The sequence below is a fragment of the Kitasatospora nipponensis genome, assembly GCF_039528135.1.
GTDB classification, from domain to species: domain Bacteria; phylum Actinomycetota; class Actinomycetes; order Streptomycetales; family Streptomycetaceae; genus Kitasatospora; species Kitasatospora nipponensis.
In genome coordinates, this window is sequence record NZ_BAAALF010000025.1 from 1 (window position 1) to 25,386 (window position 25,386).

General features: G+C 72.4%; 27 protein-coding genes. 12 read left to right on the forward strand and 15 right to left on the reverse strand.

Annotation, left to right across the window (positions count from 1 at the left end; genetic code table 11):
• Positions 1-296 precede the first annotated feature (296 nt).
• The 5 genes from ABD323_RS10125 to ABD323_RS10145 all read right to left on the reverse strand — a co-directional run bounded on the left by ABD323_RS10125 (position 297) and on the right by ABD323_RS10145 (position 6,829).
• Positions 297-1,601, reverse strand: a complete 1,305-nt coding sequence (locus tag ABD323_RS10125; protein ID WP_344440949.1) for an extracellular solute-binding protein — start codon at positions 1,599-1,601, stop codon at positions 297-299.
• 347 nt (positions 1,602-1,948) lie between these two features.
• A complete protein-coding gene (locus ABD323_RS10130) occupies positions 1,949-3,502 on the reverse strand; it encodes a glycoside hydrolase family 3 protein (protein ID WP_344440950.1) in 1,554 nt (517 codons plus the stop codon).
• 9 nt (positions 3,503-3,511) lie between these two features.
• On the reverse strand, positions 3,512-4,351 hold the full coding sequence (locus ABD323_RS10135; RefSeq protein ID WP_344440951.1) for a carbohydrate ABC transporter permease: 840 nt from the start codon (positions 4,349-4,351) through the stop codon (positions 3,512-3,514).
• Complete coding sequence (locus tag ABD323_RS10140) at positions 4,348-5,358, reverse strand: carbohydrate ABC transporter permease (RefSeq protein WP_344440952.1); 1,011 nt, start codon at positions 5,356-5,358, stop codon at positions 4,348-4,350. Before ABD323_RS10140 ends, ABD323_RS10135 begins: the two co-directional genes overlap by 4 nt.
• A gap of 184 nt (positions 5,359-5,542) precedes the next feature.
• Positions 5,543-6,829 carry an extracellular solute-binding protein gene (locus tag ABD323_RS10145; RefSeq protein WP_344440953.1) on the reverse strand — a complete coding sequence of 429 codons (1,287 nt, stop codon included), beginning with the start codon at positions 6,827-6,829 and terminating at the stop codon, positions 5,543-5,545.
• 332 nt (positions 6,830-7,161) lie between these two features.
• On the opposite strand from ABD323_RS10145, the gene ABD323_RS10150 reads away from it, so the two are divergent.
• The 3 genes from ABD323_RS10150 (at position 7,162) to ABD323_RS10160 (ending at position 9,836) form a co-directional block, all read left to right on the forward strand.
• Positions 7,162-7,995 carry a GntR family transcriptional regulator gene (locus ABD323_RS10150; RefSeq protein ID WP_344440955.1) on the forward strand — a complete coding sequence of 278 codons (834 nt, stop codon included), beginning with the start codon at positions 7,162-7,164 and terminating at the stop codon, positions 7,993-7,995.
• A 183-nt stretch (positions 7,996-8,178) separates the two neighbouring features.
• Positions 8,179-8,727, forward strand: coding sequence for a SigE family RNA polymerase sigma factor (locus tag ABD323_RS10155; RefSeq protein WP_344440956.1), 549 nt, complete (start codon positions 8,179-8,181; stop codon positions 8,725-8,727).
• Positions 8,724-9,836, forward strand: coding sequence for an alpha/beta hydrolase (locus ABD323_RS10160; RefSeq protein WP_344440957.1), 1,113 nt, complete (start codon positions 8,724-8,726; stop codon positions 9,834-9,836). The genes ABD323_RS10155 and ABD323_RS10160 overlap by 4 nt, the downstream gene beginning before the upstream one ends.
• Before the next feature lie 47 nt (positions 9,837-9,883).
• On the opposite strand, the gene ABD323_RS10165 is transcribed toward ABD323_RS10160, so the two are convergent.
• Genes ABD323_RS10165 through ABD323_RS10180 form a run of 4 tightly spaced genes read right to left on the reverse strand, consistent with a single transcriptional unit; the run spans position 9,884 to position 11,016 of the window.
• Positions 9,884-10,177 (reverse strand): hypothetical protein, encoded by a 294-nt coding sequence (locus tag ABD323_RS10165; RefSeq protein WP_344440958.1) that lies wholly within the window; start codon positions 10,175-10,177, stop codon positions 9,884-9,886.
• Positions 10,174-10,455, reverse strand: coding sequence for a hypothetical protein (locus tag ABD323_RS10170; RefSeq protein WP_344440959.1), 282 nt, complete (start codon positions 10,453-10,455; stop codon positions 10,174-10,176). Before ABD323_RS10170 ends, ABD323_RS10165 begins: the two co-directional genes overlap by 4 nt.
• On the reverse strand, positions 10,452-10,790 hold the full coding sequence (locus ABD323_RS10175; RefSeq protein ID WP_344440960.1) for a hypothetical protein: 339 nt from the start codon (positions 10,788-10,790) through the stop codon (positions 10,452-10,454). The genes ABD323_RS10170 and ABD323_RS10175 overlap by 4 nt, the downstream gene beginning before the upstream one ends.
• Positions 10,771-11,016 (reverse strand): hypothetical protein, encoded by a 246-nt coding sequence (locus ABD323_RS10180; RefSeq protein ID WP_344440962.1) that lies wholly within the window; start codon positions 11,014-11,016, stop codon positions 10,771-10,773. The genes ABD323_RS10175 and ABD323_RS10180 overlap by 20 nt, the downstream gene beginning before the upstream one ends.
• 158 nt (positions 11,017-11,174) lie before the next feature.
• Between ABD323_RS10180 and ABD323_RS10185 the strand changes: the two genes are divergently transcribed.
• The 3 genes from ABD323_RS10185 to ABD323_RS10195 all read left to right on the forward strand — a co-directional run bounded on the left by ABD323_RS10185 (position 11,175) and on the right by ABD323_RS10195 (position 13,061).
• Positions 11,175-12,020: a helix-turn-helix domain-containing protein gene (locus ABD323_RS10185; protein WP_344440963.1), complete on the forward strand. Its 846-nt coding sequence runs from the start codon at positions 11,175-11,177 to the stop codon at positions 12,018-12,020.
• A complete protein-coding gene (locus ABD323_RS10190) occupies positions 12,017-12,214 on the forward strand; it encodes a DUF397 domain-containing protein (protein WP_344440964.1) in 198 nt (65 codons plus the stop codon). Before ABD323_RS10185 ends, ABD323_RS10190 begins: the two co-directional genes overlap by 4 nt.
• Positions 12,215-12,344: 130 nt before the next feature.
• Positions 12,345-13,061, forward strand: coding sequence for a rhomboid family intramembrane serine protease (locus ABD323_RS10195; RefSeq protein WP_344440965.1), 717 nt, complete (start codon positions 12,345-12,347; stop codon positions 13,059-13,061).
• Here ABD323_RS10195 and ABD323_RS10200 read toward each other — a convergent pair.
• From ABD323_RS10200 to ABD323_RS10210, 3 genes are all read right to left on the reverse strand, one after another.
• Positions 13,058-13,273, reverse strand: a complete 216-nt coding sequence (locus ABD323_RS10200) for a hypothetical protein (RefSeq protein ID WP_344440966.1) — start codon at positions 13,271-13,273, stop codon at positions 13,058-13,060. The two genes, ABD323_RS10195 and ABD323_RS10200, sit on opposite strands and share 4 nt — an antisense overlap.
• 68 nt (positions 13,274-13,341) lie before the next feature.
• The gene (locus tag ABD323_RS10205) at positions 13,342-14,109 is read right to left on the reverse strand and encodes a MerR family transcriptional regulator (protein ID WP_344440967.1); all 768 of its coding nucleotides are present in this window, start codon (positions 14,107-14,109) and stop codon (positions 13,342-13,344) included.
• A 208-nt stretch (positions 14,110-14,317) separates the two neighbouring features.
• Positions 14,318-15,076 (reverse strand): alpha/beta hydrolase, encoded by a 759-nt coding sequence (locus tag ABD323_RS10210; protein ID WP_344440969.1) that lies wholly within the window; start codon positions 15,074-15,076, stop codon positions 14,318-14,320.
• A gap of 341 nt (positions 15,077-15,417) precedes the next feature.
• Here ABD323_RS10210 and ABD323_RS10215 point away from each other — a divergent pair, with 341 nt between their 5' ends.
• Both ABD323_RS10215 and ABD323_RS10220 read left to right on the forward strand, forming a co-directional pair.
• Positions 15,418-16,002: an ArsR/SmtB family transcription factor gene (locus ABD323_RS10215; protein ID WP_344440970.1), complete on the forward strand. Its 585-nt coding sequence runs from the start codon at positions 15,418-15,420 to the stop codon at positions 16,000-16,002.
• Positions 16,003-16,028: 26 nt separating this feature from the next.
• Positions 16,029-17,315, forward strand: coding sequence for an MFS transporter (locus ABD323_RS10220; protein WP_344440972.1), 1,287 nt, complete (start codon positions 16,029-16,031; stop codon positions 17,313-17,315).
• Positions 17,316-17,406: 91 nt separating this feature from the next.
• On the opposite strand, the gene ABD323_RS10225 is transcribed toward ABD323_RS10220, so the two are convergent.
• Positions 17,407-17,757, reverse strand: a complete 351-nt coding sequence (locus ABD323_RS10225) for a VOC family protein (protein WP_344440973.1) — start codon at positions 17,755-17,757, stop codon at positions 17,407-17,409.
• A 232-nt stretch (positions 17,758-17,989) separates the two neighbouring features.
• Here ABD323_RS10225 and ABD323_RS10230 point away from each other — a divergent pair, with 232 nt between their 5' ends.
• A complete protein-coding gene (locus ABD323_RS10230; RefSeq protein WP_344441007.1) occupies positions 17,990-19,396 on the forward strand; it encodes an MFS transporter in 1,407 nt (468 codons plus the stop codon).
• A gap of 108 nt (positions 19,397-19,504) precedes the next feature.
• A complete protein-coding gene (locus ABD323_RS10235) occupies positions 19,505-21,172 on the forward strand; it encodes an MFS transporter (RefSeq protein ID WP_344440974.1) in 1,668 nt (555 codons plus the stop codon).
• A 21-nt stretch (positions 21,173-21,193) separates the two neighbouring features.
• On the opposite strand, the gene ABD323_RS10240 is transcribed toward ABD323_RS10235, so the two are convergent.
• Entirely contained in the window at positions 21,194-22,528 is a 1,335-nt protein-coding gene (locus ABD323_RS10240; protein WP_344440975.1) for an MFS transporter, read from the reverse strand.
• A complete protein-coding gene (locus ABD323_RS10245) occupies positions 22,525-23,040 on the reverse strand; it encodes an ArsR/SmtB family transcription factor (protein WP_425555936.1) in 516 nt (171 codons plus the stop codon). Before ABD323_RS10245 ends, ABD323_RS10240 begins: the two co-directional genes overlap by 4 nt.
• Positions 23,041-23,365: 325 nt before the next feature.
• On the opposite strand from ABD323_RS10245, the gene ABD323_RS10250 reads away from it, so the two are divergent.
• Both ABD323_RS10250 and mctP read left to right on the forward strand, forming a co-directional pair.
• Complete coding sequence (locus ABD323_RS10250; RefSeq protein WP_344440976.1) at positions 23,366-23,656, forward strand: DUF3311 domain-containing protein; 291 nt, start codon at positions 23,366-23,368, stop codon at positions 23,654-23,656.
• Entirely contained in the window at positions 23,653-25,284 is a 1,632-nt protein-coding gene (gene mctP / locus ABD323_RS10255; RefSeq protein WP_344440977.1) for a monocarboxylate uptake permease MctP, read from the forward strand. Before ABD323_RS10250 ends, mctP begins: the two co-directional genes overlap by 4 nt.
• Positions 25,285-25,386 lie beyond the last annotated feature (102 nt).

The following is a 25,386-nucleotide window of genomic DNA, read 5'->3' on the forward strand; positions in this document are numbered from 1 at the left end:
TCGAGGATGCGCTGCAGGACGGCCGGCTGCTCGGCCATCTCCGCCGCCATGATCCTGCCGGGGACGTGGGCCTGCTGGTCGGACATCTGATGAGCCTCCGATTGAGATGGTGCTACCCCGGCGGGCGGCTGCCTGCCGGGGACCTCTTACGGCGGCGAGTCCGCACACTCGTTCCGCGGTGGTACAGGGCCGATCCTACGGGGGCCGCGCGCGCCGGGCACATCGCAGGGGCCCCCGCGGGAGCGGAGGGGTCCGGGACCGGCCGGGGACCGGTCCCAGACGGGTTCAGGACGCCTTCAGGACGGGTTGTTGATCAGTTGGTCGATCTGCGCGTCGGCGGCCTTGGTCGCCTCGTCCACCGACTTGCCGGCCAGGACCGCGTTCAACATGTTCACCAGCACGTTCTGCTTCTCCACCGCGCCCCAGCCCGGGGCCAGCGGGGTGAACCAGGAGTCGACCACGGCGTTGGCCGCCGCGGCGGTCTGCGGCTTGTACTTCAGCGGGTCGAGCTGGACGAGGTTGTTCGGCAGGATGTCCTTGTCCGCCAGCAGCTGCTCGGACTTGTTGCTGGTGAAGAGCTTGATCCAGTACTTGGCCAGCTCGGCGTTGGGCGACTTCGCGGTGATCCCGAGGTCGGAGCCGCCGATGAAGCTGGGCAGCGGCTTGCCGCCCGGCCCCGGCATGCCGGCCACCTTGAGCACGTCCTTGAGCGCCGGGTCGCCGCCGGGGGCGGTGGAGGCGCTCGCGGACTCCCAGCCGTTGCCGTAGATCACCGCGGCCTTCTGCTTGCCGAGCACGTCGGACTGGTGCAGCTCGTTGACCGTCAGGTCGCCGTGGTTGTAGGCCTTCACCAGCTCGACGAAGTGGCTGATGCCCTGCTGGGAGCGCGGGTCCTCCAGCGTGCCGTGCCAGTTGCCGGAGGTGTCGAAGCGGGCGATGGTGCCGCCGTAGGCCGCCACGTAGCTCATCGCGGCGTACCAGTACGGGCCGGGCAGGTAGAGCGGCGAGAACGACTTGTCGCCCTTGTGCGCGGCGGCCACCTTGTCCAGCGCGGCCTTCAGGTCGTCCTCGGTCTTGGGGAAGTCGGCGCTGCCGGTGGCCTGCTGGAGCAGCGTGCTGTTGTAGATGCCGACCCGGGCGCCCGCGTAGTACGGCACGCAGAGCAGCTTGCCGTTGAAGGTGCAGGTGTCCTCCAGGCCGCGGATCCAGCTGCCGGAGTTCTCGAACCCGCCGCGGTCCAGCGGGGCCAGCGAGCCGTTGAGGATGTACTTCTGGGTCTCGGTGTTGCCCAGCTCGACCACGTCCGGGGCACTGCCCTTGGCGAGCGCGGTGTCGAGGTTGTTCACCTTGTCGGCCCAGGTCTGGTAGCTCAGCTTGAGCGTCACGTTCGGGTACTGCGCGGCGAACTCGTCGTTGACCTGCTGGACCAGCTCCGGCCAGCTGGTCTGCGCGTCGTTCATCAGCCAGACGGTGAGGGTGCCGGTGACCGCCTTGGGATCGGTGCTCGGCTTCGCCGACTTGGCCGGTCCCGACCCCCCGCAGGCGGCGAGCGACGCCGTGAGCGCGGTGACGACGAACGCGGCCTTGAGCTGACGCTTCACGCGGTCCTCCCGGAAGGGTGACGATGGGTTCCCCACGGCAGGACGCGCCAGGGCGGTAGGGCGATTGGCCGGATTTGGTCCAGACCAGGTGTCTGGAGCCTGGCCTAGACCAAACGGGCTGTCAACGCGCCGGGGGCATCTAAGTGCCCGCCGTTGCAGACCTGTTGTGCGTGGTCAGCAGTGCGTCGCCGATCCGTCACTTGAGGTTGTCTTAAGGCTTGCTTAAGGCATGACAAGCAGCCCCGCGACTCCCCCGGGCAGCGCGCCCCGGGCCGCTATCGAAGCACAGACACCGCGGCCCCGGGGGAGAAACACCCCCCCACGGGGCCAGCGGTGTTGAGCGGCGGTCAGGACCGGGCGGACGGCTGCCCGGTGAGCACCTCCACTGCGGCCAGGCCGCAGACTCGGGCGGCGCCGTGGGTGGCGATGTGCAGGGCGCCGGCCGGCGTCGCCTGCGGCACCCCCATCTCGACCACCAGGGCGTCCGGGCGGGCCGCCAGCAGCGGACCCAGCAGCGCCGACATCCAGGCGTGCCGGTGGACGTCGCGCACCACCAGCACCAGCCGGCGGTCGGCCGACTCCTCCAGTACCCGCCGCACCAGCGCGGCCGGCTCGCCCGCGGCGGCCTCGGCGGGGCCCACGCTCAGCGTGCGGGTGCCCGGGAGCCGCTCGGCCAGCATCCCGGCCACGCCCCAGGGCGTCTCGTCGCCGACGGCGATGTTCGCCTCCGGGGAGAACGAGGCGACGTAGGGGCGGTCGGTGACCGGGGTGAAGGACTGCCCGGGGTCGGCGGTGACGCGCAGCGCCCGGCGGGCGGCGCGCAGGCCGATCGAGAGGTCCGGCTCGGTGAGCGGGCCCTGCGCGGAGATGCGGGCCCAACTGCCCAGCGCGCGCACCCGGGCGGCGGCCTCGGCCAGCCGCTCGGCGGGGATCCGGCCGGACCGCACCGCCTCCACGATGGCGTCGCGCAGCCGCAGCACGGTCTCCTCGTCGGCCAGGCCGCCGCCCACGCAGATCGCGTCGGCGCCGGCGGCCAGCGCCAGCACGGTGCCCTCGGCGATGCCGAAGGTGTCCGCGATGGCGCCCATCTCGACCGCGTCGGTGACGATCAGCCCGTCGTAGCCCAGGCCCCCGTCCGCCGTCCGGGCCCGCAGCAGGCCGGTCAGCACGGCCTTGCTGAGGGTGGCCGGGTAGACCGGGTCCAGCGCGGGGATCATGATGTGCGCGCTCATCACGGCCTTGGCACCGGCCGTGAAGGCGGCCCGGAAGGGCACCAGGTCGCGCTCGCGCAGCAGGTCCACGTCCACGTCCACCACCGGCAGGCCGTGGTGCGAGTCGACCACCGTGTCGCCGTGGCCGGGGAAGTGCTTGGCGCAGGCGGCCACGCCCACCGACTGCAGGCCCTCCACCCAGGCCGCGGTGTGCCGGGCGCACAGCTCGGGGTCGGCGCCGAAGGAGCGCACCCCGATCACCGGGTTGCCGGGGTTGGAGTTGACGTCCGCGGAGGGCGCCCAGTTGTAGTTGATGCCGCAGGCGGCCAGCGCGCGGCCCAGTTCGCGGGCCACGTCGCGGGTCAGCGCCGGGTCGTCGATCGCGCCGAGCGCGAGGTTGCCCGGCCAGGAGGAGCCGGAGCCGGCCTCCAGGCGGGTGACGTCGCCGCCCTCCTCGTCGATCGCGATCAGCACGTCGGGGTTCTGCCGGCGCAGGTCGGCGGTCAGCGCGGCCAGCTGGGCCGGGCTGGTGACGTTGCGTCCGAAGAGCGCCACCGACCCCAGGCCGGCGCCCAGGTGGCGGCGGACCCAGTCGGGCACCTCGGTGCCCTCGAAGCCGGGCTGCAGGACCGTCAGCGCGTCGCGGTGCAGCTGGTCGCTGTCGGGGATGCTCGGGATGAGGATGCTCACGATGACCGATCAGCCCTTCACTGCGCCGGCGGTCATCCCGCCGACAGCCTTGCGCTGGAGGAACAGGAAGATGATCAGCACCGGGACGGCGAAGAGGGTGGAGGCGGCCATGGTGGCCCCCCAGTCGTCGCCGAAGGTGCTCTGGAACGAGGTGAGCCACAGCGGCAGGGTCTGCGCGGTGCCCGGGCCGGTGGCCTTGTTGAGCACCAGGGCCAGCGGCAGCTCGTTCCAGGCGGTGATGAAGCCGAAGAGCGAGGTGGACATCAGGCCGGGGGCCAGCAGCGGGAAGACCACCTTGACGAAGGCCTGCACCCGGGTGCAGCCGTCCACCATCGCCGACTCCTCCAGCTCCTTGGGCACCGCGGCGATGAAGCCGCGCAGCGTCCAGATCGTGAAGGGCAGCACCATCATCATGTAGAAGAGGGTCAGCGGCACGAGGCTGTTGAGCATCTCGTTGTCGCGCACGATCAGGTAGACCGAGATCGACATGACCTCCCAGGGCGCCATCTGGGCCAGCATGATCACCAGGATGAACGCCTTGCGGCCGCGGAAGCGCATCCGGGCGATGGCGAAGGAGGCCAGCGTGGCGATCGCCAGCGAGGCCAGCACCGCGAGCACGGTCACGGTGAAGCTGTTGCCCACCATGTCCCAGAACTGGGCGGCCCCGGTCGCGGTGCCGAAGTGCTCCAGCGTGCCGTTGAGCGGCAGGAAGACCGGCGTCCTGCTGATGATGTCCGGGGTCCGCTTGAAGGCCGTGACGGCCATCCAGTAGACCGGGAAGGCGAACAGCACGAACAGGACGACGGCGACGGCGTTCGGCCAGCTGCGTCCAAGGATTGAGCGCCTCACAGCTCGTCCTCCTGCTTCAGAATGATCCGGAAGTAGTACGCCATCAGCACCGCGAGCATCAGGATGGTCAGCACCGCGATCGAGGAGCCGACGCCGAAGTGCTGGTTGCCCATGCCCTCGACGAAGGCGTAGACCGGGAGCGTCTCGCTGAGCCGCTCGGGACCGCCGCCGTTGATGACGAAGACCTGGGTGAAGCACTTGAACACCCAGATGACCTCGAGGAAGGTCGTGCTCAGGAAGAACGGCTTCAGGCTGGGGAAGATCACCGAGCTGAAGATCTTGTACGCGCCGGCGCCGTCCATCCGGGCCGCCTCGTAGAGCTCGGTGGGGATGGTGGTCAGGCCCGCGTACATGTTGAACGCCACGAACGGGATCGAGCCCCAGACGATCAGCAGGACGATCACGAAGAACGTGCTGAGCTGGGTGCCGTACCAGTTGTAGGTGGCCATGCTGTGCCAGCCCGCCTGGTCCAGGAACCAGTTGACGACGCCGTAGCGCGAGTCGAAGAGCCAGGTGAAGACGGTGGTGCTGGCCACGATCGGCATCGCCCAGGCCAGGATCAGGCCGATGGACAGGAAGAGCCGCATCTTCTTGCCGAGGCGGTTGAGCAGCAGGCCCACCAGGGTGCCGCCGACCATGATCAGGACGACGTTGACCAGGGTGAAGGCCACCGAGCGGCCGGCGGTGTGCCAGAACTCCGAGCTGGTCAGCTGGTCGCGGTAGTTGTCGAACCCGTTCCAGACGGTCAGGTGCTGGATCAGCTGCCGCTTGTTGAGGTTCTGGAAGGACAGCAGGACCGTCTCGACCAGCGGCCAGCAGAGCAGCGCCACGGTGGCGACGATGGCCGGCAGCAGCAGCAGGTAGGGGGTGCTGCGGCTCAGCAGGCTGGGGCCGGCGGACGGTCTGATCGCCGGCCCGCCGCTGCGACTGGAATCCGTGATGCCGTCCACCGTGGTCGTCCCCGCTTCGGGGGACCGTGTCTGCACCCGCTCCGAATGCACAGCCATCGTTCTCTCTTCCTCACACCTGGCCGGAATGGGGCCAACTGGGCGCCGCGCCCGCGGCTACCAAAAAGCGCGGCCGCGGGACCGCCGGGCGGGCCGCCGCAGCGGCGGCGCCAGGCCACCAAACAGGGTGGCGGCGCCGCCCGCCGCCTCCGTGGGGAAGGCGGTCGGGCGGCGCCGCTGGGAACTACTGGTTCTGACCGAGGCGCTTGGTGATCTCGGCGTCGTACTTCTTGGCGGTGGCGTCGTAGTCCGCGCCCTGAAGGACCGCGGCCAGGAAGTCCTTGATCGGGTTCGGGGTGTTCTCGACGTTCGACCAGGACGGGATGTTCGGCGTGGTGGCACCGTTGGCGGAGGCCGGGATGGCCGCCTTCGCGTAGTCGGTGGTGGCCAGCGAGTTCAGCGAGGTGCGGTTGGGAACCAGGCCGGCGGCGGCCATCATGCCCTCGTACTTGTCCGAGAGCGCGATCTTCAGGAAGCCCTTGGCCAGGTCCTGGTTCTTGCTCGCCTGGGCGACGGCGAGGTTCGAGCCACCGAGGAAGACGCCCGAGGGCTTGTCCGCGGTCTTGCCGGGCAGCGGGAAGAAGCCCACCTGGTCGGCCGGCATGTCCTTGGGGGCCGGGGCCTCCCAGCCGAGGCCGATCATGGAGCCGACGTCACCCTTGGGGAACAGGGTGGACTGCTGCGGGGTGGCCTCGTCCTTGTCCTTGGGCGCGGTCGAGTAGCTCTGCAGCTTCTGGAAGGTCGCGAAGGCGTCCTTGGCCTCCGGGGACTCCAGGTTGCCGCTCCAGGTGGTGCCGCTCTGCTTGGCGAGCTGGCCGCCACTGCCGGCGATCAGGCCGAAGTAGGTGTACCACTCCTGGCCGGGCAGGTAGATCGGGTTCGGGACGCCGGCGGCCTTGAGCTTGTCCAGGTCGCCGTAGTACTCGTCCAGGGTCTTCGGCGTGGCGGTGATGCCCGCCTTCGTCCACAGGCCCTTGTTGTAGATGACGACGCGGTTGGCGAAGTACCACGGGGCGGCGTACTGCTTGCCGTCCAGCACCGAGGAGGCGTTCAGGTTCGCGGCCCAGTCGGCGCCGCCGAGGTCGGCCTTGGCCGCGGTCAGGTCGGCGAGGCCGCCGGTGGCCGCGTAACCCGCGGTCTGGGTGTTGCCGACCTCGAGGATGTCGACCGAACCCTCGGAGAGGGCGGTGGTGATCTTCTGGCCGATCCCGTCCCACTTCTGGACCTGGATGTTGAGCTTGGCGCCCGGGTACTTGGCCTCGAAGTCGGCCTTCACGCCGTCCTGCCAGGCCTGCGGCGCCGAGCCGTCCATGAACCAGGCGGTCAGGGTCTTGCCGTTGTAGTTGGCCGCCGTGCTGGGGCTGCTGCTGCCGCTGCTCGCGGTGTCGTCCTTCTTGGCGGACGAACCACACGCCGCGACGCCGACGACCATAGCCGCGACGCCGACCGCCGCGATGAGCTGACGCTTCACGCCATCCTCCTGAGGGATGCCCGGGTGCCCCCCATCGGTGGCCTGCGACATACCCCCGCAAACCGGAAGGAAGCGGTGCCGCGAACCCGTGAGATGGGCTGGGGATTCAGAGTTGGTCTGCAGTGGTGTAGACCAGATGCGAGGAGCTTGGCCTAGACCAATGGACGTGTCAACGGGCCGAAGACCAATCCGGACGAGCCGTTATCAAGCCGACACCGCTCACTGTTCATCGTGTGATGAGCTCCCCGTCGCCCTGGCATACGTGCAACGATGTGTGCCGTTAACGAGGTAGCGGGGCCCCTGGGGCCTCGCGAGGAGCGGAGAATCGGCCCATGAGCAGCAACGGGGGCACCACGGCCCAGCTTCGGGCGAACACCCCCCAGGCGGGGCAGGAGCAGGCGGGCGACCAGCCGGCCCCGGCCGGCGCCGGGACCGACCCCGCGACCGCGCGCGTCCCCAAGTACTACGGACTGAAGCGGCACCTGCTCCAGCTCACCGAGACCCAGCCGGCCGGCACCCCGGTGCCGCCCGAGCGCGCGCTGGCCGCCCAGTTCGACACCTCGCGCACCACCGTCCGCCAGGCCCTGCAGGAGCTGGTGGTCGAGGGACGCCTGGAGCGGATCCAGGGCAAGGGCACCTTCGTCGCCAAGCCGAAGGTCGCCCAGGCGCTGCAGCTCACCTCCTACACCGAGGACATGCGCGCCCAGGGCCTGGAGCCCACCTCGCGGCTGATCGAGGTCGGCTACATCACCGCCGACGACCGGCTCGCCCCGCTGCTGGACATCAAGCCCGGCGGCCGGGTGCTGCGCATCGAGCGGCTGCGGCTGGCCAACGGGGACCCGATGGCCATCGAGGTGGCGCACCTGTCCGCCAAGCGCTTCCCGGCCCTGCGGCGCAACCTGGTCAAGCACAACTCGCTCTACACCGCGCTGCGCGAGGTCTACGGCGTGGTCGTCGCCGAGGCCGAGGAGACCATCGAGACCACCCTCGCCAACCCGCGCGAGGCCGGCCTGCTCGGCTCCGACCTCGGCCTGCCGATGCTCCAGCTCGCCCGGCACTCCTTCGACGCCGAGGGCGCACCGGTGGAGTGGGTCCGCTCGATCTACCGCGGCGACCGCTACAAGTTCATCACCCGCCTGCAGCGGCCGAGCGAGACGCCGAAGTGAGCCAGACCCCGTAGTAGGGGAAAGGCGCGCGCCCGGGCACCCGTTTCACGGGGCCCGGGCGCGCGCTTTCGCATGCTCCCCCGCCCGGCGTGCCGTCAGCCGGCCGGCGGAGGAGCAATCGTGCTCCCCCAGGCAACCTGATCGACGGGGTTCGTGGTCTGGACAGGCGAGGGGGTGATGCTGATGGGCAGCTACGACGACGAGGCGGAGTTCAACGGCTTCGTACAGGGCAGGTGGAGCGGGCTGGTCCGGACGGCGTACCTGCTGACCGGGAACCAGCACGACGCGGAGGATCTCGCGCAGAGCGCGCTGACCAAGGTGTACGCGTCCTGGCGACGCGTGCGCGCCACCGGCAACCCGGACGCGTACGTGCGCCGGATCCTGGTGAACACCAACATCGACCGCTTCCGCAAGCGGCGTCCGACCGAGTACCCGACCGACGAGCTGCCGGAGCCGAGCGGACCGCACCCCGCGGACGCCGGCGCGCAGGCCGAGCAGCGCCACGTGCTCTTCGCCGCGCTCGCCACGCTGCCCGCGCGGCAGCGGGCCGTGGTGGTGCTGCGCTACTGGGAGGACCTCTCCGAGGCGCAGGTCGCGGCCGCGCTCGGCTGCTCCGTCGGCACCGTCAAGAGCCAGGGCGCCAGGGGACTGGCCAAGCTGCGCACGCACCCCGGCCTCACCGATCTCAGCACGCCAGCCACGACCGACTACCGCTCGGAGGTGCTCACATGACCCGGCCTGACGACAACCACGGCCTCGCCGACGAACCAGGGCTACGCCACGCCCTCGCGCACAGCACGACCGACCTCGCCGTCTCCCCCGCCCCGTACGCGGCGATCGTCCGCGACGGCCGCGGACTGCGGCGGCGCCGCACCACGATCCGCACCGCGATCGTCGTGACGGCGGCCGTCGTCCCCGCGCTCACCGTCGCGCTGCTCCCGGGCCGCCAGACGACTCCCCTGCCCGGCCCGGCCGCCCCGGCCACCGCTGCGGTGGTGAGCGCGGCCCCGAGCCCGGCCGCCGCGCCCGCCGTGTTCAGCGCCGCCGCCGACGCCGCCGTTCCCCGGGACGTCAAGCAGACGCAGCTCAAGGGACGGCTCTCGGGGGTCGACGGCGAGGTGCTGGTCTGGCTGCCACCGCAGTACGACGACCCGGCGTATCAGGGCCGCGCCTTCCCGGTGCTGGAGGTGCTCTCCGGCTACCCCGGTTCCAGCAGCGCCTGGTTCAGCCTCCTGAACGCCTCGGAGCAGCTCAAGCCGATGATCGCGAACGGCTCGGCGCTGCCGTTCATCCTGGTCGCACCGCGCACCTTCGGCCTCGGCGGCGCCGCGGACGGCGGCACTCCGAGCAGCGGCTGCGCGGACCTGCCCGGCCACCCGAAGGCCGAGAGCTGGCTCACGGGCGACGTCCCGCAGCTCGTCCTCGACACCTTCCGCGCCGAACGCGACCCCCGGCAGTGGGCGCTGGCGGGCTACTCGGCCGGCGGCCACTGCGCGACCCGGCTGGCCATCGCCCACCCCGACCGCTACGGCGCGGCGGTGAGCCTCAGCGGCTTCAACGACCCGGCCGCCGAGCCGAGTTCACCCGAAGCCCAGGACCCGGCGCTGCGGGTGAAGGACAACCCGCTGACCATGCTGCGCGCGGCCGCCCAGCCCCCGCGCGTCGACATCTACGCGGCCAGCGCCAAGAACGACACGCTCGCCGACGCCCAGGCCCTGGCCCAGGCGGCGAAGGCCCCGACCAGCGTCACCGTCTCCGAACTCACCGGCCCGCGCCTCACCCCGCTGTGGCGCGACGCCCTGCCGAACGTCTTCCGCTGGCTCACCGGGCGGCTGAGGTGAACGCAGAAGGAGAAGACGGTTCCACGGGCCGCAGCTCGGCTTCGTCCTCACTCACCGGGCATCGCGCCGCCGCGCTCGCGGCGCAGCCGGAGCACGTCGGCCATGGAGACCGTGGGCAGGGTGCCGGCGCGAGCGGCCGCGATGATGCGGTCCTGCTCCGGGTCGGCGTCCAGCTCGGCCTCGCACCACCAGCGGGTCAGAACCTGCTCCGCCTGACCGATCGGAGCCTGCCCGAGCTCGCGATAGAACGCCATCCGGCGAGCCCCGCTCAGAGCGGCGGCGATGCCGTCGGCGGTCCGTGGGACCCGCGACCGCTGGTGCTGGAATGCGGGGATGCTCATGAGGACTCCTCCTGCTCCTGTCGACCACGGTATCCGTTGCGCAACGGCAAGCGGTAGGCGAGCGCCCGCTCGCCCCCGGCGAGACGGGCGAGCGCGGGCGGGGCATGGCGGGGGCAGGCGCAGTCCGGCCACTGGTCGGTGAGGAGTGAGCGGAAGAAGCCCGGCTCGCCGCGCACCGTCCGCCGGCGGGAGAGGGTGACCCGGCGGCCGGTGGCGGTGACGCGGTAGACGCGCAGGGTCATCCGGCTGCCGCCGCTGTTCGCAGCACCGGCGCTCACCGGGTCACCTCCGGCCGGGCCGGGCGCACAGGGGACAACTCGGCCAGCCCAGGGGGCAGGACCGTGCCCGTGATGATCCGGCCGGTGCAGCGCGCATGGGCGGTGAGGTGGCCGGCCAGCGCTTGGACCACCCGGACGCCGCAGCCGCCCAGCTCGACGTGGACGCCGAGTGGGGTGTTGGTGAGCCGGGCCGCCGCCAGGGCGGGCAGCGGCGGAAGGCCGGCCAGTTCGAGGGCGGCCACCAGCTCGTCGACCACCCGCTCGGCGGCGTCGCGCTGGGCCCGGTCGTCGCGGCCGTCGCGCTCGCGGGCGAGGTCAACGCTGGTGCTGGTCATCGCAGCCAACCCCCTTGCGGAGCACGCCGGTGAGCTTGACGACGACGTCGGGTCCGGCCGCGCCGAGGTCGATCAGGAACCGCCCGGTCGCCCGCCCGTGGGTCCAGTCGACCCCGACGCTGGGCAGCGGGACACCGGCGAGGGCGAGCACGGCGGTGAGGTCGTCCAGCGCGTCGGCGGCCTCCCGACGCGCCTGGTCAAGGTGGTGGGCGAGCGGAGAGGGCATGGCGGATTTCCCGTTCTGGAGTACACAGAGCAACCGGGCGGTTACCTTGTGATTCCAGGATCGGCAGCTGGGCACCGACGCACCAGGGTCGAGATCCTGACGGATCCGGCGAACCGTTGACGGATCCGCTGGACCACTTCGCAGGATCGGGAGCCACGGTGGCCGGACGGAAGAACGAGTTGGACCCGAGCGACTCCCCCGGCAGCCTGTTCGGCGGAATGCTGCGGATGTACCGGGAGTTGAGGGGCCTGTCGCAGCCCCAGCTGGCGGCCCAGATCCCGTGCGACGACAGCCTGATCAGCCGCGTCGAGAGCGGGACGCGGGCGCCCAAGGACGACTTCGCGCAACGGTGCGACGAGATCCTGCGGACGGACGGGGCATTGGCGTACCTGATGCCGTTCGTGAAGAAGCGGCTGGCGCAGGCTTTTCGCGAGGGCTTCCTGGAGTACGTGGAGGAGGAGGCCAAGGCGATCGAGTTGAGGAACTTCGAGGCGATGTGTCTCCCGGGGCTTCTGCAGACCCCCGCATACGTCCGCGCTCTGCTCGGCAGCGGCGCCAACAAGCTGGACGACGCCCCGGACACCACCGAAGAGGCGATCGCCGTCCGACTTGAGCGTCAACAGATCCTCACCTCCGAGACCCCGACCTTCGCGTTCTTCGTACTGGACGAGAGTTCGCTGCTGCGGCCGGTGGGCGGTCGGGAGGTGATGCGCGGGCAACTGGATCACTTGTTGGCGGTCGCAGAACTTCCCAACGTGGCACTGCAGGTGGCACCCATGTCGATGGGAGAGAACCTGCAGCTGTGGCAGTCGCTCCACCTGCTGGTTCTTCCTGACCACTCACTGATCGGCTACTCCGAGTCGGTGCATCAGGGAACGCTGGTACGTGACCAGACGAAGTCGGGTCGCTGGGGGCGTCGGTATGCTCTGCTCCAGATCGCAGCCCTCCCGCAGGCCGCCTCCATGGACCTGATCCGCAAAGCCAGACAGGACTTGTACTCATGACCAAAGCGACCTGGCGCAAGTCGAGTTACAGCGACAATTCGGGTGCCTGCATCGAGATCGCCGACGGTCAGTTCCCCGGCCTCGTCCCCGTCCGTGACTCCAAGGACCCCGCCGGCCCCACCCTCACCTTCCCCACCACCTCCTTCGCCGCCTTCGTCACCGGCATCAAGTCCAGCTCCCTCAGGACCGCCTGACTCCGCCGGTGTCACTGTGACAACTGTCAGCAGCAGCCCATGACCCCCGCCCCTGGGGCATGCCACCCCTGATGCGCCAGATTGGTACCCGACAGAGGGACCAGACCGTGCACCGGGGGACAGCAGCACCATGAACACCCATCTGACCGAGCTCTACGCCAGTGCGGCCATCGTCATCGGCGCGGGCCTGTCGGTCCTGTCCGCCGTGGCCCCGCTGCCGGACGGCGGGGGCGCCCGGGACCGGAACCTGCTGCGGGTCACCGCTGCCGCCTGGGCCCGTCGCCCCCGGGTGACCCCCGTGCTGCTCGTCGCCGTCGCCCTGTCGGCGCTCCTCCAGTACGCCGTCCCCGGCTACGCGGACGCCATCCAGCGCACCCCCGGGACGCTGTCCGACGGCCAGTGGTGGCGACTGATCACCGCGCTCTTCGACCAGAGCTCGGGGGCGATGCAGATCACGGTGAACCTCGCCGCGCTGCTGGGCGCCGGGGCGGTCGCGGAGTGGGCGCTCGGTCCGGCGCGCTGGCTCCTGGTGTTCCTGGGCTCCGGTGTGGCGGCGAACGTGGTCAGCGTCGAGTCGTGGAGCCGGCACGGCGGCGGCTGCTCCGTCGCCATCTGCGGACTGGTCGCCGCGGTCGCCGTCACCGTCCTGCTGCGCGGCGGCTCGCCCGCTCTCCCGGCGGCGGCCCGGCGGCGTTCGATGGTGCTCGCCGCGCTGGTCCCGGCGGCCGGGGTCTTCCTCTGCGTGATCCACAACAACCACGGGATGGGCCTGGTCGCCGGGGCCGTGCTGGCCGTCCCGCTGGTGCTGTCCGCCCGGCCCGGCTCGCTGCGCCTGGGCCTGGGCTAACGCCCAGCCCGGCGCACCCGGCGAACCGATCGGCCGGCGCCGGCCAGGCTGGTGGCGGTGATCACCCCCAGAACGAGGATGGCGACCAGCATCCCGGGGACGGCCTCCCAGGGCGCGGCTCCAGCGGCGGCCAACAGCGCGTACAGGCCGACCGCCAGCAGGAGCGGGAGCGCGGCGAAGAGGGTGGTGCCCAGGTGGGCGGCGGTACTCATGGTGCTGCTCCCGAGGTCGCAGGTGAGGTGAGGTGCAGTGAGGTGCGGGTGGCGGAACGGACCGGCCATCAGGCGGTGTGGCCGCGCGCGTGGTCCAGGTAGGTGCCGAGGTCGCGCCAGGCGTCGGCCGGCACCTCGGGGTCGCCCGCCAGGGCGGCGGGGTCCTCGTGCCAGGCGGCCCGCACGCCTGCCGAGATGCCGCTGTCGCCACCGCTGAAGAGGACGCCCAGTTCGTCCATCCGGGCCACCAGCTTGCGCACCTGCGGATCGGTGGGCGGCGTGCCGGCCACCCGCAGGCGCTCGGCCCGGCGGTAGAGCTCCGGCCACTCGACTTCGAGCAGGTAGTGCACGGCCGGGCCCAGTGCGGCCGCGCGCTGCTGCAGAACCTGCAGCTGGTCGCCGTCCAGGTGCCGGCTCAGCACGGTCTCGCGCTGCGGATCGACGGCGCCCAGGGCCGCGAGCGCGGCGAACAGGTCACCGGTGGACGGCACCCGACCGCAGCTCAGCTCCGCGTTGAGCCGGTGCAGCCGCTCGCGCAGCCGGTCGAGCCCGGCGATGGCGGCCTCCACACCGGCCAGCTGGTCCTGGACCAGCCGTGCCGGGTCGACCCCGCTGTCCAGGCAGGTCGCGATCGTCTCCAGCCCCAGGCCCAGGTTGCGCAGGGCGAGGATCTGGTAGAGCCGGGCGACGTCCTGCTCGCTGTAGGAGCGGTGCCCGCCGGCGGTCCGCCCCGAGGGCGTGAGCAGGCCGATGGTGTCCCAGTGGTGCAGCGTACGGACGGTCAGCCCACTCGCCTCCGCGAGCGGGCCCACCTTCCAACTGGTGGAGGAGGTCATGCCACCACTGTGCAACCTGACGCCGCGTGAGGTGCAAGCCCTCGGCTGCGGGCGCCCGACGGTGCCGAACCCGGGTCGGCACCGACCCCGGCAGCGTCGGTTCGCCGTCACTCGTCGTCGCCGAAGACGCGGGCGTTCAGGGCATCTGCGAGAAGGCGGGCTGTCTCGAGTCGCGGGGGGCACCCCCCTGGGGAGACCGCCCGCCCACTCAGGCCGGCGTCGCCGCTCCCGTCAGGGCGTACGCGAAGCGGGCGCAGGCGTCCGGGTCGGCGCGGAAGTAGCGGCCGAGGTGGTGGGTGGCGTCCGGGTACAGCAGTCGGGTGAAGGTGGCCCGGGTGGCGAGGGCCGCGGCGATCGCGCTGGTCACGGCCGGCGGGATGACGTGGTCCTCGCCCGGGACCACGAGCACCGCGCGGCCGGCGAAGGCGGCGTAGGCGTCCAGGGCCGCCGAGTCCTGCCAGGCCTGCGGGACGCGGATCGCCTCGGTGAAGCCGGATCCGGCACCGAACGGCAGCGTCCAGGCGTTGCGCGGGTAGACGGCCGGCGCGAGCAGCCCCAGGCCCGCCACCCGCGCGCCGTAGTGGCGGGCCAGGTCGGCGACGGTCTGGCCGCTCATACTGGCGCCGACCAGCAGGAGTTCACCGTCGGCCGACCCGACTTCCTCGATCACCGCCCGGGCCTGCTCGAAGCGGCGTTCCAGGCTCAGCTCCGGGACCCGGCCGCTGCTGGCGCCGTGGCCGGAGAAGTCCAGGGTGACCGCCCGGCAGCCCAGTTCGGCCAGCAGCTCGGCCAGTTGCCGGTGCACCGACTGGTCCGCGGTGCCCGCGCCGTGCAGCACCACGGCGGTCGTAGCGGTGGGCCGGTCGCGCAGGTCGGGCCGCTCCAGGACGGTGCAGGCGATCTTCTCCCCGTCCACCGCCAGCAGCTCGGTCCGCTGGTCGGACACGCGTATTCCGGTGATCGTCATGCAGTTCCTCTGCGTGTCGGGGAAGGTGGGGCCGGCCGTGGGCCGCCGCTGATCAGCCGATCGACAAGCCGGGTTCGGCAGGCCTGCCGACACGTCGACGGACCGTCCGCCGGACCTGTGGAACGCCGCCCGGATGATGAGCGCCGCGAAGAGACGGCGTCGACCCGTTCGGTGGTGAACGTGTCGATCGCGACGGCGGCCGAGGACGTGGGCACCACAGTAACCGGGATCCGGCGCGCGATGACCGCACGCACCGTCGCGGTGGCGGGAGGCGAGGCGACCTCGTCGCCATGCAAAGACTCCTTTGCAAAGAAATGGTGGCACTCGCTACGCTGCCGGGCATGACGGAACCTCAACCCGCCGTGCACAGCCTCGACGCGCGCTCCCTGCGCGGCCTCGCGCACCCGCTGCGGATGCGCCTGCTCGCCGCACTGCGGGAGCACGGCCCGGCCACGGCGACGAAGCTGGCGGCCCGGCTCGGCGAGTCGTCCGCGTCGGTCAGCTACCACCTGCGGCAACTCGGCGCGCACGGCTTCATCGCGGAGGTTCCCGAGCGCGGCACCACCCGTGAACGGTGGTGGCGGGCCGAGCACCGCGGCCACCGGTTCGACCGGCTCGAGGACTTCCTGGAGAGCCCGGACCCCGAAGTGCGCGGCGCCATGGGGGTGTTCCTGAACGAGGTGGCCGCCGTCCACGCGCGGGAGCTGGACGGCTGGCTCGCCGACAGCAGCGAGTGGTCCCAGGAGTGGCGTCGCAGCTGGGACCTGAGCGACTTCACCCTCCGACTGACCCCCGAGCTCGCGCGGGAGCTGGTCGGACGGGCGCACGAGCTCGTGCAGAGCTACCGCGACCGGGCCGCCGACGACGAGGCGCAGGCCGTCCCGGTCCGCATCCACCTGCACGCCTTCCCGCGGCCGACGAGCTGAGGCCCGACACCCCCGGAGGCACGCCCATGACCGTCGCCGCCCCCGGCCGGGCCGCCGAGGCCCAGGACGCCCCGGACCGCCGGCCGCTGGGCGCCCTGCTGGCCGCGAACCTGATCTCGATCACCGGCAACGCCTTCGCCGGCATCGGTGTGCCGTGGTTCGTCCTGCAGACCACCGGCAGCGCCTCCAGGGCCGGGCTGGTGGCCTTCTGCGGCATGCTGCCGCTGGCCCTGTCGGCACTCGGCGGCGGCCCGGTGATCGACCGGATCGGCCGCCTGCGCGCCTCGGTGCTCTCGGACCTGGCCTGCGGGACGGCGATCGGGCTGATCCCGCTCCTGCACCGGGCGGGCGTCCTGCGGTTCTGGCAGCTGTGCCTGGTCATGGCGGTCAACGGGCTGTGCCAGGCACCCGGGGAGACCGCCCGTCAGGTGCTCGCCCCCGATCTCGCCGCCCACGCGGGCGTTCCGCTGGCCCGAGCCATGAGCCTGTACACCGGCGCCTCCCGGGGGGCCCGGCTGCTCGGCGCGTCGGGCGCCGGCGTGCTGATCGCGCTCTTCGGGGCGGGGTCCGTCCTGCTGCTGGACGCCGCGACCTTCGGGGTCTCCGCGCTGCTGATCGCCTTCGGCGTGCGGCGCGTGCCCGCCGCCGTCCGCCGCCGGGAGGCGCGCCCCGGCGGCCTGGCGACCTACCGCGACGAACTGCGCGAGGGCCTGCTCTTCCTGCTCCGTCAACGGCTGCTGCTCGCCGTCACGTTGGTGCTGATGGTCACCAACGGCCTGGACCAGGCCTGGAGCGCCGTCCTGCTGCCCGTGCACGCCCAGCGCGACCTCGGCGGATCGGTCGACCTGGGTCTGCTGGCGGGCCTGTTCGCCGCCGGCGCGCTCACCGGCGCGCTGCTGCACGCCACGCTGGCCGACCGGCTCCCCCGGCGGCCGCTCTACACCTGCTGCCTGATCGTCAGCGGCTGCCCGCGCCTGCTCGTCGCGGCGTTCGCGCCCGGCCTGCTGCCCCTGGGCGCCGCCCTGGCGGTGGCCGGCCTCGCCGCCGGGATCTGCAACCCGATCGTCTCGACCGTCCTGTACGAGCTCGTGCCCGACGCCCTGCGCAGCCGGGTGACCGGCGTCCTGGCCGCGGGCGTCCTGATGGCCACGCCGCTCGGCGGCATCGCCTGCGGCTACCTGGTGGACCGCGCCGGGCTGACCACGGCCCTCGTCCTGCTCGGTGGGGCCTACCTCCTGATCACGCTCTGCCCGCTGATCTTCCCGGCCTGGCGGCGGCTGGACGGACCGGGCGGTCCCGGGGCCCGCGGGTGACCACCGCGCCGCGGCGGCAGGAGCGGGAGCAGGAGCGGGAGCGGCCACGGGAGCAGGAGCGGCAGCAACAGCGGGCCGCCGGCCGGGCGCCTCACAGATCGGTGGCCCGCTCGTGGCGGGGCTCGTACAGGCCCACCTCGCCGCCGCCCGGCAGCCGGAACCCGGTCAGCCGCCCCCAGCGCGCGTCGGTGACCGGCCGGGTGAACTCCACCCCCTTCGCGGTCAGCGTCCGCACGGTGGCGTCGACGTCGTCGCACATCAGGTAGAGCTCCTGCGACTCCGGTCCTTGCGTGGGATGCACGGCGAGCTCGGTCGGCGGCAGCTTGAAGATCAACCAGCCGCCTCCCACGTCGACGTGCGGATACTCCAGCACATCCCGGAAGAAGGCCCGGTCCGCCTCGGCATCGCGGCTGTGGATGATGACGTGCCCGCCGTTGATCATGCGGCCAGGGTAGGCCCCGGCGTGAGCGACGCGGTGCTGCGACGCCGGCCCGTGCGAACGTGCGGACGGGCGGCGGTCCCGGGATGCGGGGAGGCCGAGATGGCGGTCAGCTTGGGGGAACGGCTGATCACGGCTCACCGGCAGGAGCGGGCATGAACGAGGACACCCCGTGACCCAGGACGCCGCCGCCCGGGGACCGGCCGGCCCCGCCCGGTCGGGTGCCGGCTCCCGGATGCTGGCACCGCTCGCGCTGGCGCAGTTCATCTGCAGCTTCGCCGGCTCGAACATGAACGTGATGATCAACGACATCAGCCAGGACCTGGACACCACCGTCCAGGGCGTGCAGGTCGCGATCACCCTCTTCCTGCTGGTCATGGCCGCGCTCATGATCCCCGGCGGCAAGGCCACCGACCGGTTCGGCCGCAAGCGCTGCTTCCTCGCGGGCCTGACCGTCTACGGCATCGGCGCGATCCTCAGCGCCGCCTCCCCCGGGCTGGGCGTCCTGATCCTCGGCAACTCCATCCTCGAAGGCGTCGGCACGGCCCTGCTCATCCCCCCGGTCTACATCCTCACCACGCTGCTCTTCACCGACCTGACCTCCCGGGCCCGCGCGTTCGGGGTGATCATGGCCGCCGGCGGCGTCGGCGCGGCCGCCGGGCCGCTGATCGGCGGGCTGATCACCTCCGCGATCAGCTGGCGCGCCGCGTTCGTCTTCCAGGCCCTGGTGATCGCGCTGATCATCGCGCTGAGCCGGAAGATCGACGACCCGCTGCCGCCGGATCCCACCCGCCCCTTCGACGTGCGCGGCGCCGTCCTGTCCGCGGGCGGGCTGGTCCTGATCGTCATGGGCATCCTCGCCGCCGACAACGACCTGTGGCTGATGGCCGGCCTGATCGCCGCCGGCGTCCTCGTGCTGGCCTGGTTCGTGCACTGGATCCGCGCCGAGGAACGCGCCGGCAAGGAGCCGCTGCTGTCCACCAGCCTCTTCCGCAACCGCACCTCCAACCTGGGCCTGGTCACCCAGAACGCGCAGTGGCTGCTGCTCATGGGCACCTCGTTCACCGTCGCCACCTACCTCCAGGTGGTGCGCGGCTACGACGCCGTGCAGACCGGCGTCATCTTCACCGCCGCCACCCTCGGGCTGCTCGTCAGCTCGCTCGCCGCCGAACGGCTCGCCAAGCTCCTGTCGCAGCGGACCCTGATCATCGCCGGGTTCGCGCTCGCCGTCGCCGGCATCGCCGTGCTGCTCGCGCTGGTGGCGGGCACGCCCGGTCCCTGGGCGTTCGCCCCCGGCCTGCTGCTGATCGGCCTGGGGCTGGGCGTCATGCTCACCCCGTCCGTGAACCTGGTCCAGTCCGCCTTCCCCGAGGACCGGCAGGGCGAGATCTCCGGCCTGTCCCGGAGCGTCTCCAACCTGGGCTCCTCCTTCGGCACCGCCATCGCCGGCACCATCCTGGTCGCCAACCTCTCCCAGCACGCCTACGCCGCCGCCATGGCCACCCTCGCGCTGGCCGCCCTGGTCGGCCTGGTCACCGCCACCCGCCTGCCCCGCGCCGCAGCCGCCGGTCCGCCCGGCCCCGCCGGTCCACCCGGCCCCACTGCCGACCCGCCCGGCGCCGGTGACCCGGGGCGCCGCTGAGGGCCCGTCGGCCGCGGCCGCCGCCGATCGGTTGATCGGCGGGTCGGGTTCGGCCCGCTCCCTGGCGCGTCGGGGGGCCGGCCGCCGGGCCCGTGGAACGCTGCCCGGATGACGAGCGGCGCGAAGAGCTCCCAGCAGGCCACGGCCGCCAGGTCCGTCCTGCTGACGTTGGCGACCGGACAGTTCCTGATGACGCTCGACAGTTCGGTGATGAACGTGTCGATCGCGACGGTGGCCGAGGACGTCGGCACCACGGTGACCGGCATCCAGGGCGCCATCACCGCCTACACGTTGGTGATGGCGATGTTCATGATCCCCGGCGGCAAGATCGGCGCGATCGTCGGCCGCCGGCGGGCCTTCATGATCGGCTGCGCGATCTACGGCTGCGGCTCGCTGACCACCGCGCTCGCCCCGAACCTGCCCGTCCTGCTGCTCGGCTGGGCGTTCCTCGAAGGCCTCGGCGCGGCCCTGATCCTGCCCGCGATCGTGGCCCTGGTCGCCGGCAACTTCGTCGTCGAGCGGCGCCCGGCCGCCTACGGACTGGTGGCGGCCGCGGGCGCGGCGGCCATCGCGGTCGGGCCGCTGATCGGCGGCGTCGCGACGACGTACTTCTCCTGGCGCTGGGTCTTCGCCGGCGAGGTGGTGCTCGTGCTCGGCATCCTCGCCCTCGCGCGCACGATCGCCGACGCGCCGCCCGACCGGCGGCCGCGCCTGGACGTCGTCGGCGTCGTGCTCAGCGCGCTGGGCCTGGGGGTCTTCGTCTACGGCGTCCTGCGCTCGGACGAGTGGGGCTGGTTCCGGGCCAAGCCCGGCGGCGTCGCCTGGTTCGGGCTCTCGCCGGTCGTGTGGCTGATGCTGGCCGGCCTGTTCCTGGTCTGGCTCTTCTTCCGCTGGGAGGCCCACCTGGTGCGGCGGGGCAGCGAGCCGCTGGTCGCCCCCGACCTGCTGCGCAACCGCCAACTCACCGGCGGACTGACGATGTTCTTCTTCCAGTACCTGGTCCAGATGGGCGTCTTCTTCGTCGTCCCGCTCTACCTGTCCGTCGTGCTCGGCCTGTCGGCGCTCGGGACGGGCCTGCGCATCCTGCCGCTCTCCATCACCCTGCTGGCCGCCGCGATCGGCATCCCGCGGCTGTTCCCGAAGGTCTCGCCGCGGCTCGTGGTGCGGCTGGGGATCCTCGCCATGCTCGCCGGCGCCCTGGTCCTGCTGGCCGCCCTCGACGTGAGTTCCGACGCGGCCGTGGTCACCGTCCCGCTGCTGCTGATCGGGCTCGGGGTCGGCATGCTCGCCTCGCAGCTCGGCGCGGTCACCGTCTCCGCGGTGCTGGACGAGCAGAGCGCCGAGGTCGGCGGCGTGCAGAACACCATGACCAACCTGGGCGCCTCGATCGGCACCGCGCTCGCCGGGTCCGTGATGATCGCGGCGCTGTCCTCGTCGTTCCTGACCGCCGTCGACCAGAACCCGGCCGTCCCGGCCGAGGTGAAGAGCCAGGCGAGCGTCCAGCTGGCGGGCGGCGTGCCCTTCCTGTCGGACCCGCAGCTCACGGCCGCGCTCGACGAGGCCGGGGTGGACCCGCAGACCGCGCAGGCCGCCGTGGACGCCAACGCCGACGCGCGGATCGACGGGCTGCGGGCCGCGCTCGCCGTGCTCGCCTTCGCGGCGCTCGTCGCGCTCTTCCTGGCCCAGCGGATCCCCACCGTCCAGCCGGGCTCGGAACGGGCTGCGGACTCACAGCGGCCGGCGGGCTCGGAGCGGGCCGGCGGCGCACCGGCATGAGGACCGGCGTGAGGACCGGGCTCAGGAGGCCGCTGACGAGGAGTCGGCCCCGGCCGCTGCCGCCAGTGCCTCGGCGATCCGGCGGTTGCTGGCCAGGGTGAGCGAGAGCACCGCCGTGGAGGCCAGCAGCACCGCACCCGCCAGGAAGGGCGCGCGCAGGCCCGCGCCGGTGGCCAGCCAGCCGCCGAGCACGGCGCCGATCGGGGCCGCGCCCACCGCCATCAGGCGCCGGGTCGCCCCGATGCGGCCGGCCAGCTCGGCCGGGATCAGGGCCTGCGAGACCGAGGGGGCCAGCACCATGGTGGCCGCCATCGCCGCGCCGAGCAGGGCCAGCGCGAGACCGGCCGTGATCGGGTTGCCGGAGCAGCCGAGCCCGACCAGCGCGGCCGCCTCCAGCAGCGCGGTGGCGGTCAGCGCGCCGCCCGTCCCCAGCAGGCCGCCCAGCCGGCCGGCCAGCGCCGCGCCGAGCAGGCCGCCGGCGGCCTGGGAGGCGAGCAGCACGCCGTAGCCGAGGTCGCCCAGGTGCAGGAGCTGGTGGGCGAAGAGGACCAGCACCGCGTCGGCCCCCACGAAGGCCAGGTTGCCGATGGCGGGCCGCAGCGCCAGGCCCAGCAGCACCTTGTCACGCAGCAGGTAGCCGGCGCCGACCTTGGCCTCGGCCCAGAGCGAGGGCTTCGCGGGCGCCGGGCCGACCGTCTCGCCCTGCTCCTCGCGGGCTTCTTGGCGAGCCGCCCCGCGGGTGGCGCCCGGCTCGCCGGGCAGCGTGCGCACCAGCAGCGAGCTGGCCAGGAAGGAGAGCGCGTCCAGGCCGAACGGCAGGGCGCGGGCGAGCACGAACAGGGCGCTGCCCAGCGGCGGTCCGGCGAAGTCGGCGGCGACCGTACGGGCTCCCATCGTGCGGGCGTTGGCGCGCTGGAGCAGGGTCAGGTCGCGGTCCAGCAGCTGCGGCAGGTAGGCCGAGCCGGCGGTGTCGAAGAGGATCTGGCCGATCCCGAGCAGGAAGGCCACCGCGATCAGCAGCGGGATGCTCAGCAGGCCGACGGCGGCGGCCACCGCGGGTATCGCGAGCAGCACGGCGCGGGCCAGGTCGGTGAGCCACATGGTGCGGCGGTGGTTCCAGCGGTCGACCAGCGCGCCGCCGTGCAGGCCGAAGAGCAGCCAGGGCAGCAGGGCGGCGGAGGTCACCAGGGCCAGGGTCAGCGGGTCGCGGGTCAGGGTCGCGGCGAGCAGCGGGAGGGCGGCGAAGTAGACGCCGTCACCGAGCGAGGAGACGGTGCTCGCGGCCCAGAGGCGGTGGAAGGCGGCGGGCAGGGTCGCCGCCGGGGTGGGGGTGGGGGCGGGCGCGGTGGTCGTCACTTGGTGTCCTCGGGGCGGTAGAGGGCGACGGCCAGCGTCGCGCTGGGCTCGTTCGGGTCGCTGGCGGCGGAGAGTTCGGTGCAGAGCGCCTCCAGGCGCGCGGTGAACTCCTCGTACACCGACGCGCTGATCCGGGTGTGCGCGAGGCGGACGGTGCGCGGTCCGGCCGGCGCGGCCTCCAGGTCGGCGATCGCGTGGCGCATCAGGATGTCGGGCTCGCCGGGCGCGGGGTCGGGCAGCGAGATGCCGCGCGAGGTGCGGGCGTAGTACCGCTCGGTGACGCCGCGCACCTTGCGGGTGCTGACCACCTCGACCAGGCCGGCCCGCTCCAGCAGCCGCACGTGGTAGCTGGAGCTGCCCTTGGCCAGGTCCAGCCGCTGCGCCAGCTGGGTGATGGTGGCCGGGCCGTCCCGCAGGATGCCCAGGATCCGGTGGCGGACCAGGTTGCTGACGGCGCGCAGCTGCTCGTCGGTGTTCAGGTGGAGGAGGTCCTCGGGCTGTTCGTCGGCCATGGGCACAATGGTCAACATCTCTTGACCATTTGTCAACGACGGTCCGTCAGCTCTCCTTCGATCGGGGGTGATTTTCCGTCCATTGAGCGAGACATGACGGAAAGCCTGATGACAGGGACCTGCCCAGTGACCTACATTCCGTGTCCTGCGGTGCGTGTCCGAGCTGCCTGTCCCTGCGTTGCCTGTCTCCGCGTCGCCCGTGCCGCACCGCGGGCCAGTCCGAGCCGATCACCACGGGCGCTGCTCGGCGGGCGGGCCGACCCCTTGGCGGGACGGCGCGTTGCGGCGCCGCCGGGGATCGCCCTGCCACCGCCGGAGCCGCCTGATGTCCATCGATTCGCTCGTCCCCGACGCGCCCGGGGCGCCACCGGGCACCCTGCCGCCGGTCACCTGGGAGCGGGTGCTCACCGCGGTCAGCCTGCTGGTGCCGATCGTCGCCCTGCTCTGGGTCTCGTCCTACTCCCGGCTGACGCCGCGGCTGCTGGGGCTGCCGTTCTTCTACTGGTACCAGATCCTCTGGATCCCGCTGTCGGCACTCTTCACCACCAGCGCCTACCTGCTGATGAACCGTGACGCCCGCCGGCGCCGGGCCGCCCGGGGCGGTGGGGCGCGATGACGCACGGCGTGAACACGGTCGCCCTGGTGGTGTTCGTGCTCTTCTTCCTGCTGGTCACCGTGCTGGGCTTCGTCGCCTCGCGCTGGCGCCGGGCCGACAACGGGCTGCACCTGGACGAGTGGGGCCTGGGCGGCCGCAGCTTCGGCACCTGGGTGACCTGGTTCCTGCTCGGCGGCGACCTCTACACCGCGTACACCTTCATCGCGGTGCCGGCGGCGGTCTACGGCGCGGGCGCGGCGGGCTTCTTCGCGGTGCCGTACACGATCATCGCCTACCCGCTGGTCTTCCTCTTCCTGCCCCGGCTCTGGTCGGTGGCCCGGGTGCACGGGTACGTCACGCCGGCCGACTTCGTGCGCGGCCGCTACGGCTCGCGGGCGCTGTCGCTGGCCGTCGCGCTGACCGGGATCCTGGCCACCATGCCGTACATCGCGCTCCAACTGGTCGGCATCCAGGCGGTGCTGGACACCCTGGGGGTGGGCGGCGGGGCGGGCGCCAACTGGTTCGTCAAGGACCTGCCGCTCTTCATCGCCTTCGCCGTGCTGGCCGCCTACACGTACTCCTCCGGCCTGCGGGCGCCGGCGCTGATCGCCTTCGTCAAGGACGCGCTGGTCTACATCGTGATCATCGTCGCGGTGATCTACCTGCCGATGCGGCTGGGCGGCTACGGGCACATCTTCGACACCGCGGCGAAGAAGTTCAGCGCGGTCAACCCCACCACCCACCAGCCGGTGGGCGCGCTGACCAGCGGCCCCAAGGCGCAGTGGGCGTACGCCACGCTGGCGCTGGGCTCGGCGATGGCGCTGTTCATGTACCCGCACACGGTGACCGGTGTGCTGGCCGCCAAGTCCCGCACCACCGTGCGCCGCAACATGGCCATCCTGCCCGCCTACTCGCTGATGCTCGGGCTGCTGGCACTGCTAGGCTTCCTGGCCATCGCGGCCGGGGTGGGCAAGGGCGTCAAGGGCTACAACCCGCAGCTGGCCGTCCCGCAGCTCTTCGCGAGCCTGTTCCCGGACTGGTTCACCGGGGTGGCCTTCGCCGCGATCGGGATCGGCGCGCTGGTCCCGGCCGCGATCATGTCGATCGCCGCGGCCAACCTCTTCACCCGCAACGTGTACAAGGAGTTCATCCGCCCCGCCGCCACCCCCGAGCAGGAGACCAAGGTGGCCAAGCTGGTGTCGCTGCTGGTCAAGGTGGGTGCGCTGGTCTTCGTGCTGGGCATGGACAAGCAGCTGGCGATCAACCTGCAACTGCTCGGCGGGATCTGGATCCTGCAGACCTTCGTGTCGATCGTGGCCGGCCTGTTCACCCGCTGGTTCCACCGCTGGGCGCTGCTCGCCGGCTGGGCGGTCGGCATGGTGTACGGGACCTGGAAGGCGTACGGGATCGCCTCCCCCGCCACCCGGCACTTCGGCGGCAGCTCGGCGGTGATCCCCGGGATCGGCGAGATCGGCTACATCGGGCTCACCGCGTTCCTGCTCAACCTGGCCGTGTCGGCGGCGCTCACGCTGGTCCTGCGGGCGGGCGGCAGTCCCGAAGGCGTGGACGAGACCGCCCCGGCGGACTACAGCGCGGAGTCGGGCGACCCCGAGCCCGCCGATGCGCCCCAGCCGGTGGCGGCGCAGTAGGCGCACACAGCGCCTCGGTGCGCGCCCTGTGATCGCGCCGTCACCTCCCTCAACACTGAGGAGGTGGCGGCGCGATCACCGGGACGGGCGCCCGGTGGGTAG

Coding starts and splice junctions, on each gene's coding strand:
- ABD323_RS10140 (WP_344440952.1), bottom strand. CDS start 5,358: ATGGCTGTGCATTCGGAGCGGGTGCAGACACGGTCCCCCGAAGCGGGG.
- ABD323_RS10150 (WP_344440955.1), top strand. CDS start 7,162: ATGAGCAGCAACGGGGGCACCACGGCCCAGCTTCGGGCGAACACCCCC.
- ABD323_RS10155 (WP_344440956.1), top strand. CDS start 8,179: ATGGGCAGCTACGACGACGAGGCGGAGTTCAACGGCTTCGTACAGGGC.
- ABD323_RS10160 (WP_344440957.1), top strand. CDS start 8,724: ATGACCCGGCCTGACGACAACCACGGCCTCGCCGACGAACCAGGGCTA.
- ABD323_RS10165 (WP_344440958.1), bottom strand. CDS start 10,177: ATGAGCATCCCCGCATTCCAGCACCAGCGGTCGCGGGTCCCACGGACC.
- ABD323_RS10175 (WP_344440960.1), bottom strand. CDS start 10,790: ATGACCAGCACCAGCGTTGACCTCGCCCGCGAGCGCGACGGCCGCGAC.
- ABD323_RS10180 (WP_344440962.1), bottom strand. CDS start 11,016: ATGCCCTCTCCGCTCGCCCACCACCTTGACCAGGCGCGTCGGGAGGCC.
- ABD323_RS10190 (WP_344440964.1), top strand. CDS start 12,017: ATGACCAAAGCGACCTGGCGCAAGTCGAGTTACAGCGACAATTCGGGT.
- ABD323_RS10195 (WP_344440965.1), top strand. CDS start 12,345: ATGAACACCCATCTGACCGAGCTCTACGCCAGTGCGGCCATCGTCATC.
- ABD323_RS10200 (WP_344440966.1), bottom strand. CDS start 13,273: ATGAGTACCGCCGCCCACCTGGGCACCACCCTCTTCGCCGCGCTCCCG.
- ABD323_RS10205 (WP_344440967.1), bottom strand. CDS start 14,109: ATGACCTCCTCCACCAGTTGGAAGGTGGGCCCGCTCGCGGAGGCGAGT.
- ABD323_RS10210 (WP_344440969.1), bottom strand. CDS start 15,076: ATGACGATCACCGGAATACGCGTGTCCGACCAGCGGACCGAGCTGCTG.
- ABD323_RS10215 (WP_344440970.1), top strand. CDS start 15,418: ATGACGGAACCTCAACCCGCCGTGCACAGCCTCGACGCGCGCTCCCTG.
- ABD323_RS10220 (WP_344440972.1), top strand. CDS start 16,029: ATGACCGTCGCCGCCCCCGGCCGGGCCGCCGAGGCCCAGGACGCCCCG.
- ABD323_RS10225 (WP_344440973.1), bottom strand. CDS start 17,757: ATGATCAACGGCGGGCACGTCATCATCCACAGCCGCGATGCCGAGGCG.
- ABD323_RS10230 (WP_344441007.1), top strand. CDS start 17,990: ATGCTGGCACCGCTCGCGCTGGCGCAGTTCATCTGCAGCTTCGCCGGC.
- ABD323_RS10235 (WP_344440974.1), top strand. CDS start 19,505: ATGACGAGCGGCGCGAAGAGCTCCCAGCAGGCCACGGCCGCCAGGTCC.
- ABD323_RS10245 (WP_425555936.1), bottom strand. CDS start 23,040: ATGGCCGACGAACAGCCCGAGGACCTCCTCCACCTGAACACCGACGAG.
- ABD323_RS10250 (WP_344440976.1), top strand. CDS start 23,366: ATGTCCATCGATTCGCTCGTCCCCGACGCGCCCGGGGCGCCACCGGGC.
- mctP (WP_344440977.1), top strand. CDS start 23,653: ATGACGCACGGCGTGAACACGGTCGCCCTGGTGGTGTTCGTGCTCTTC.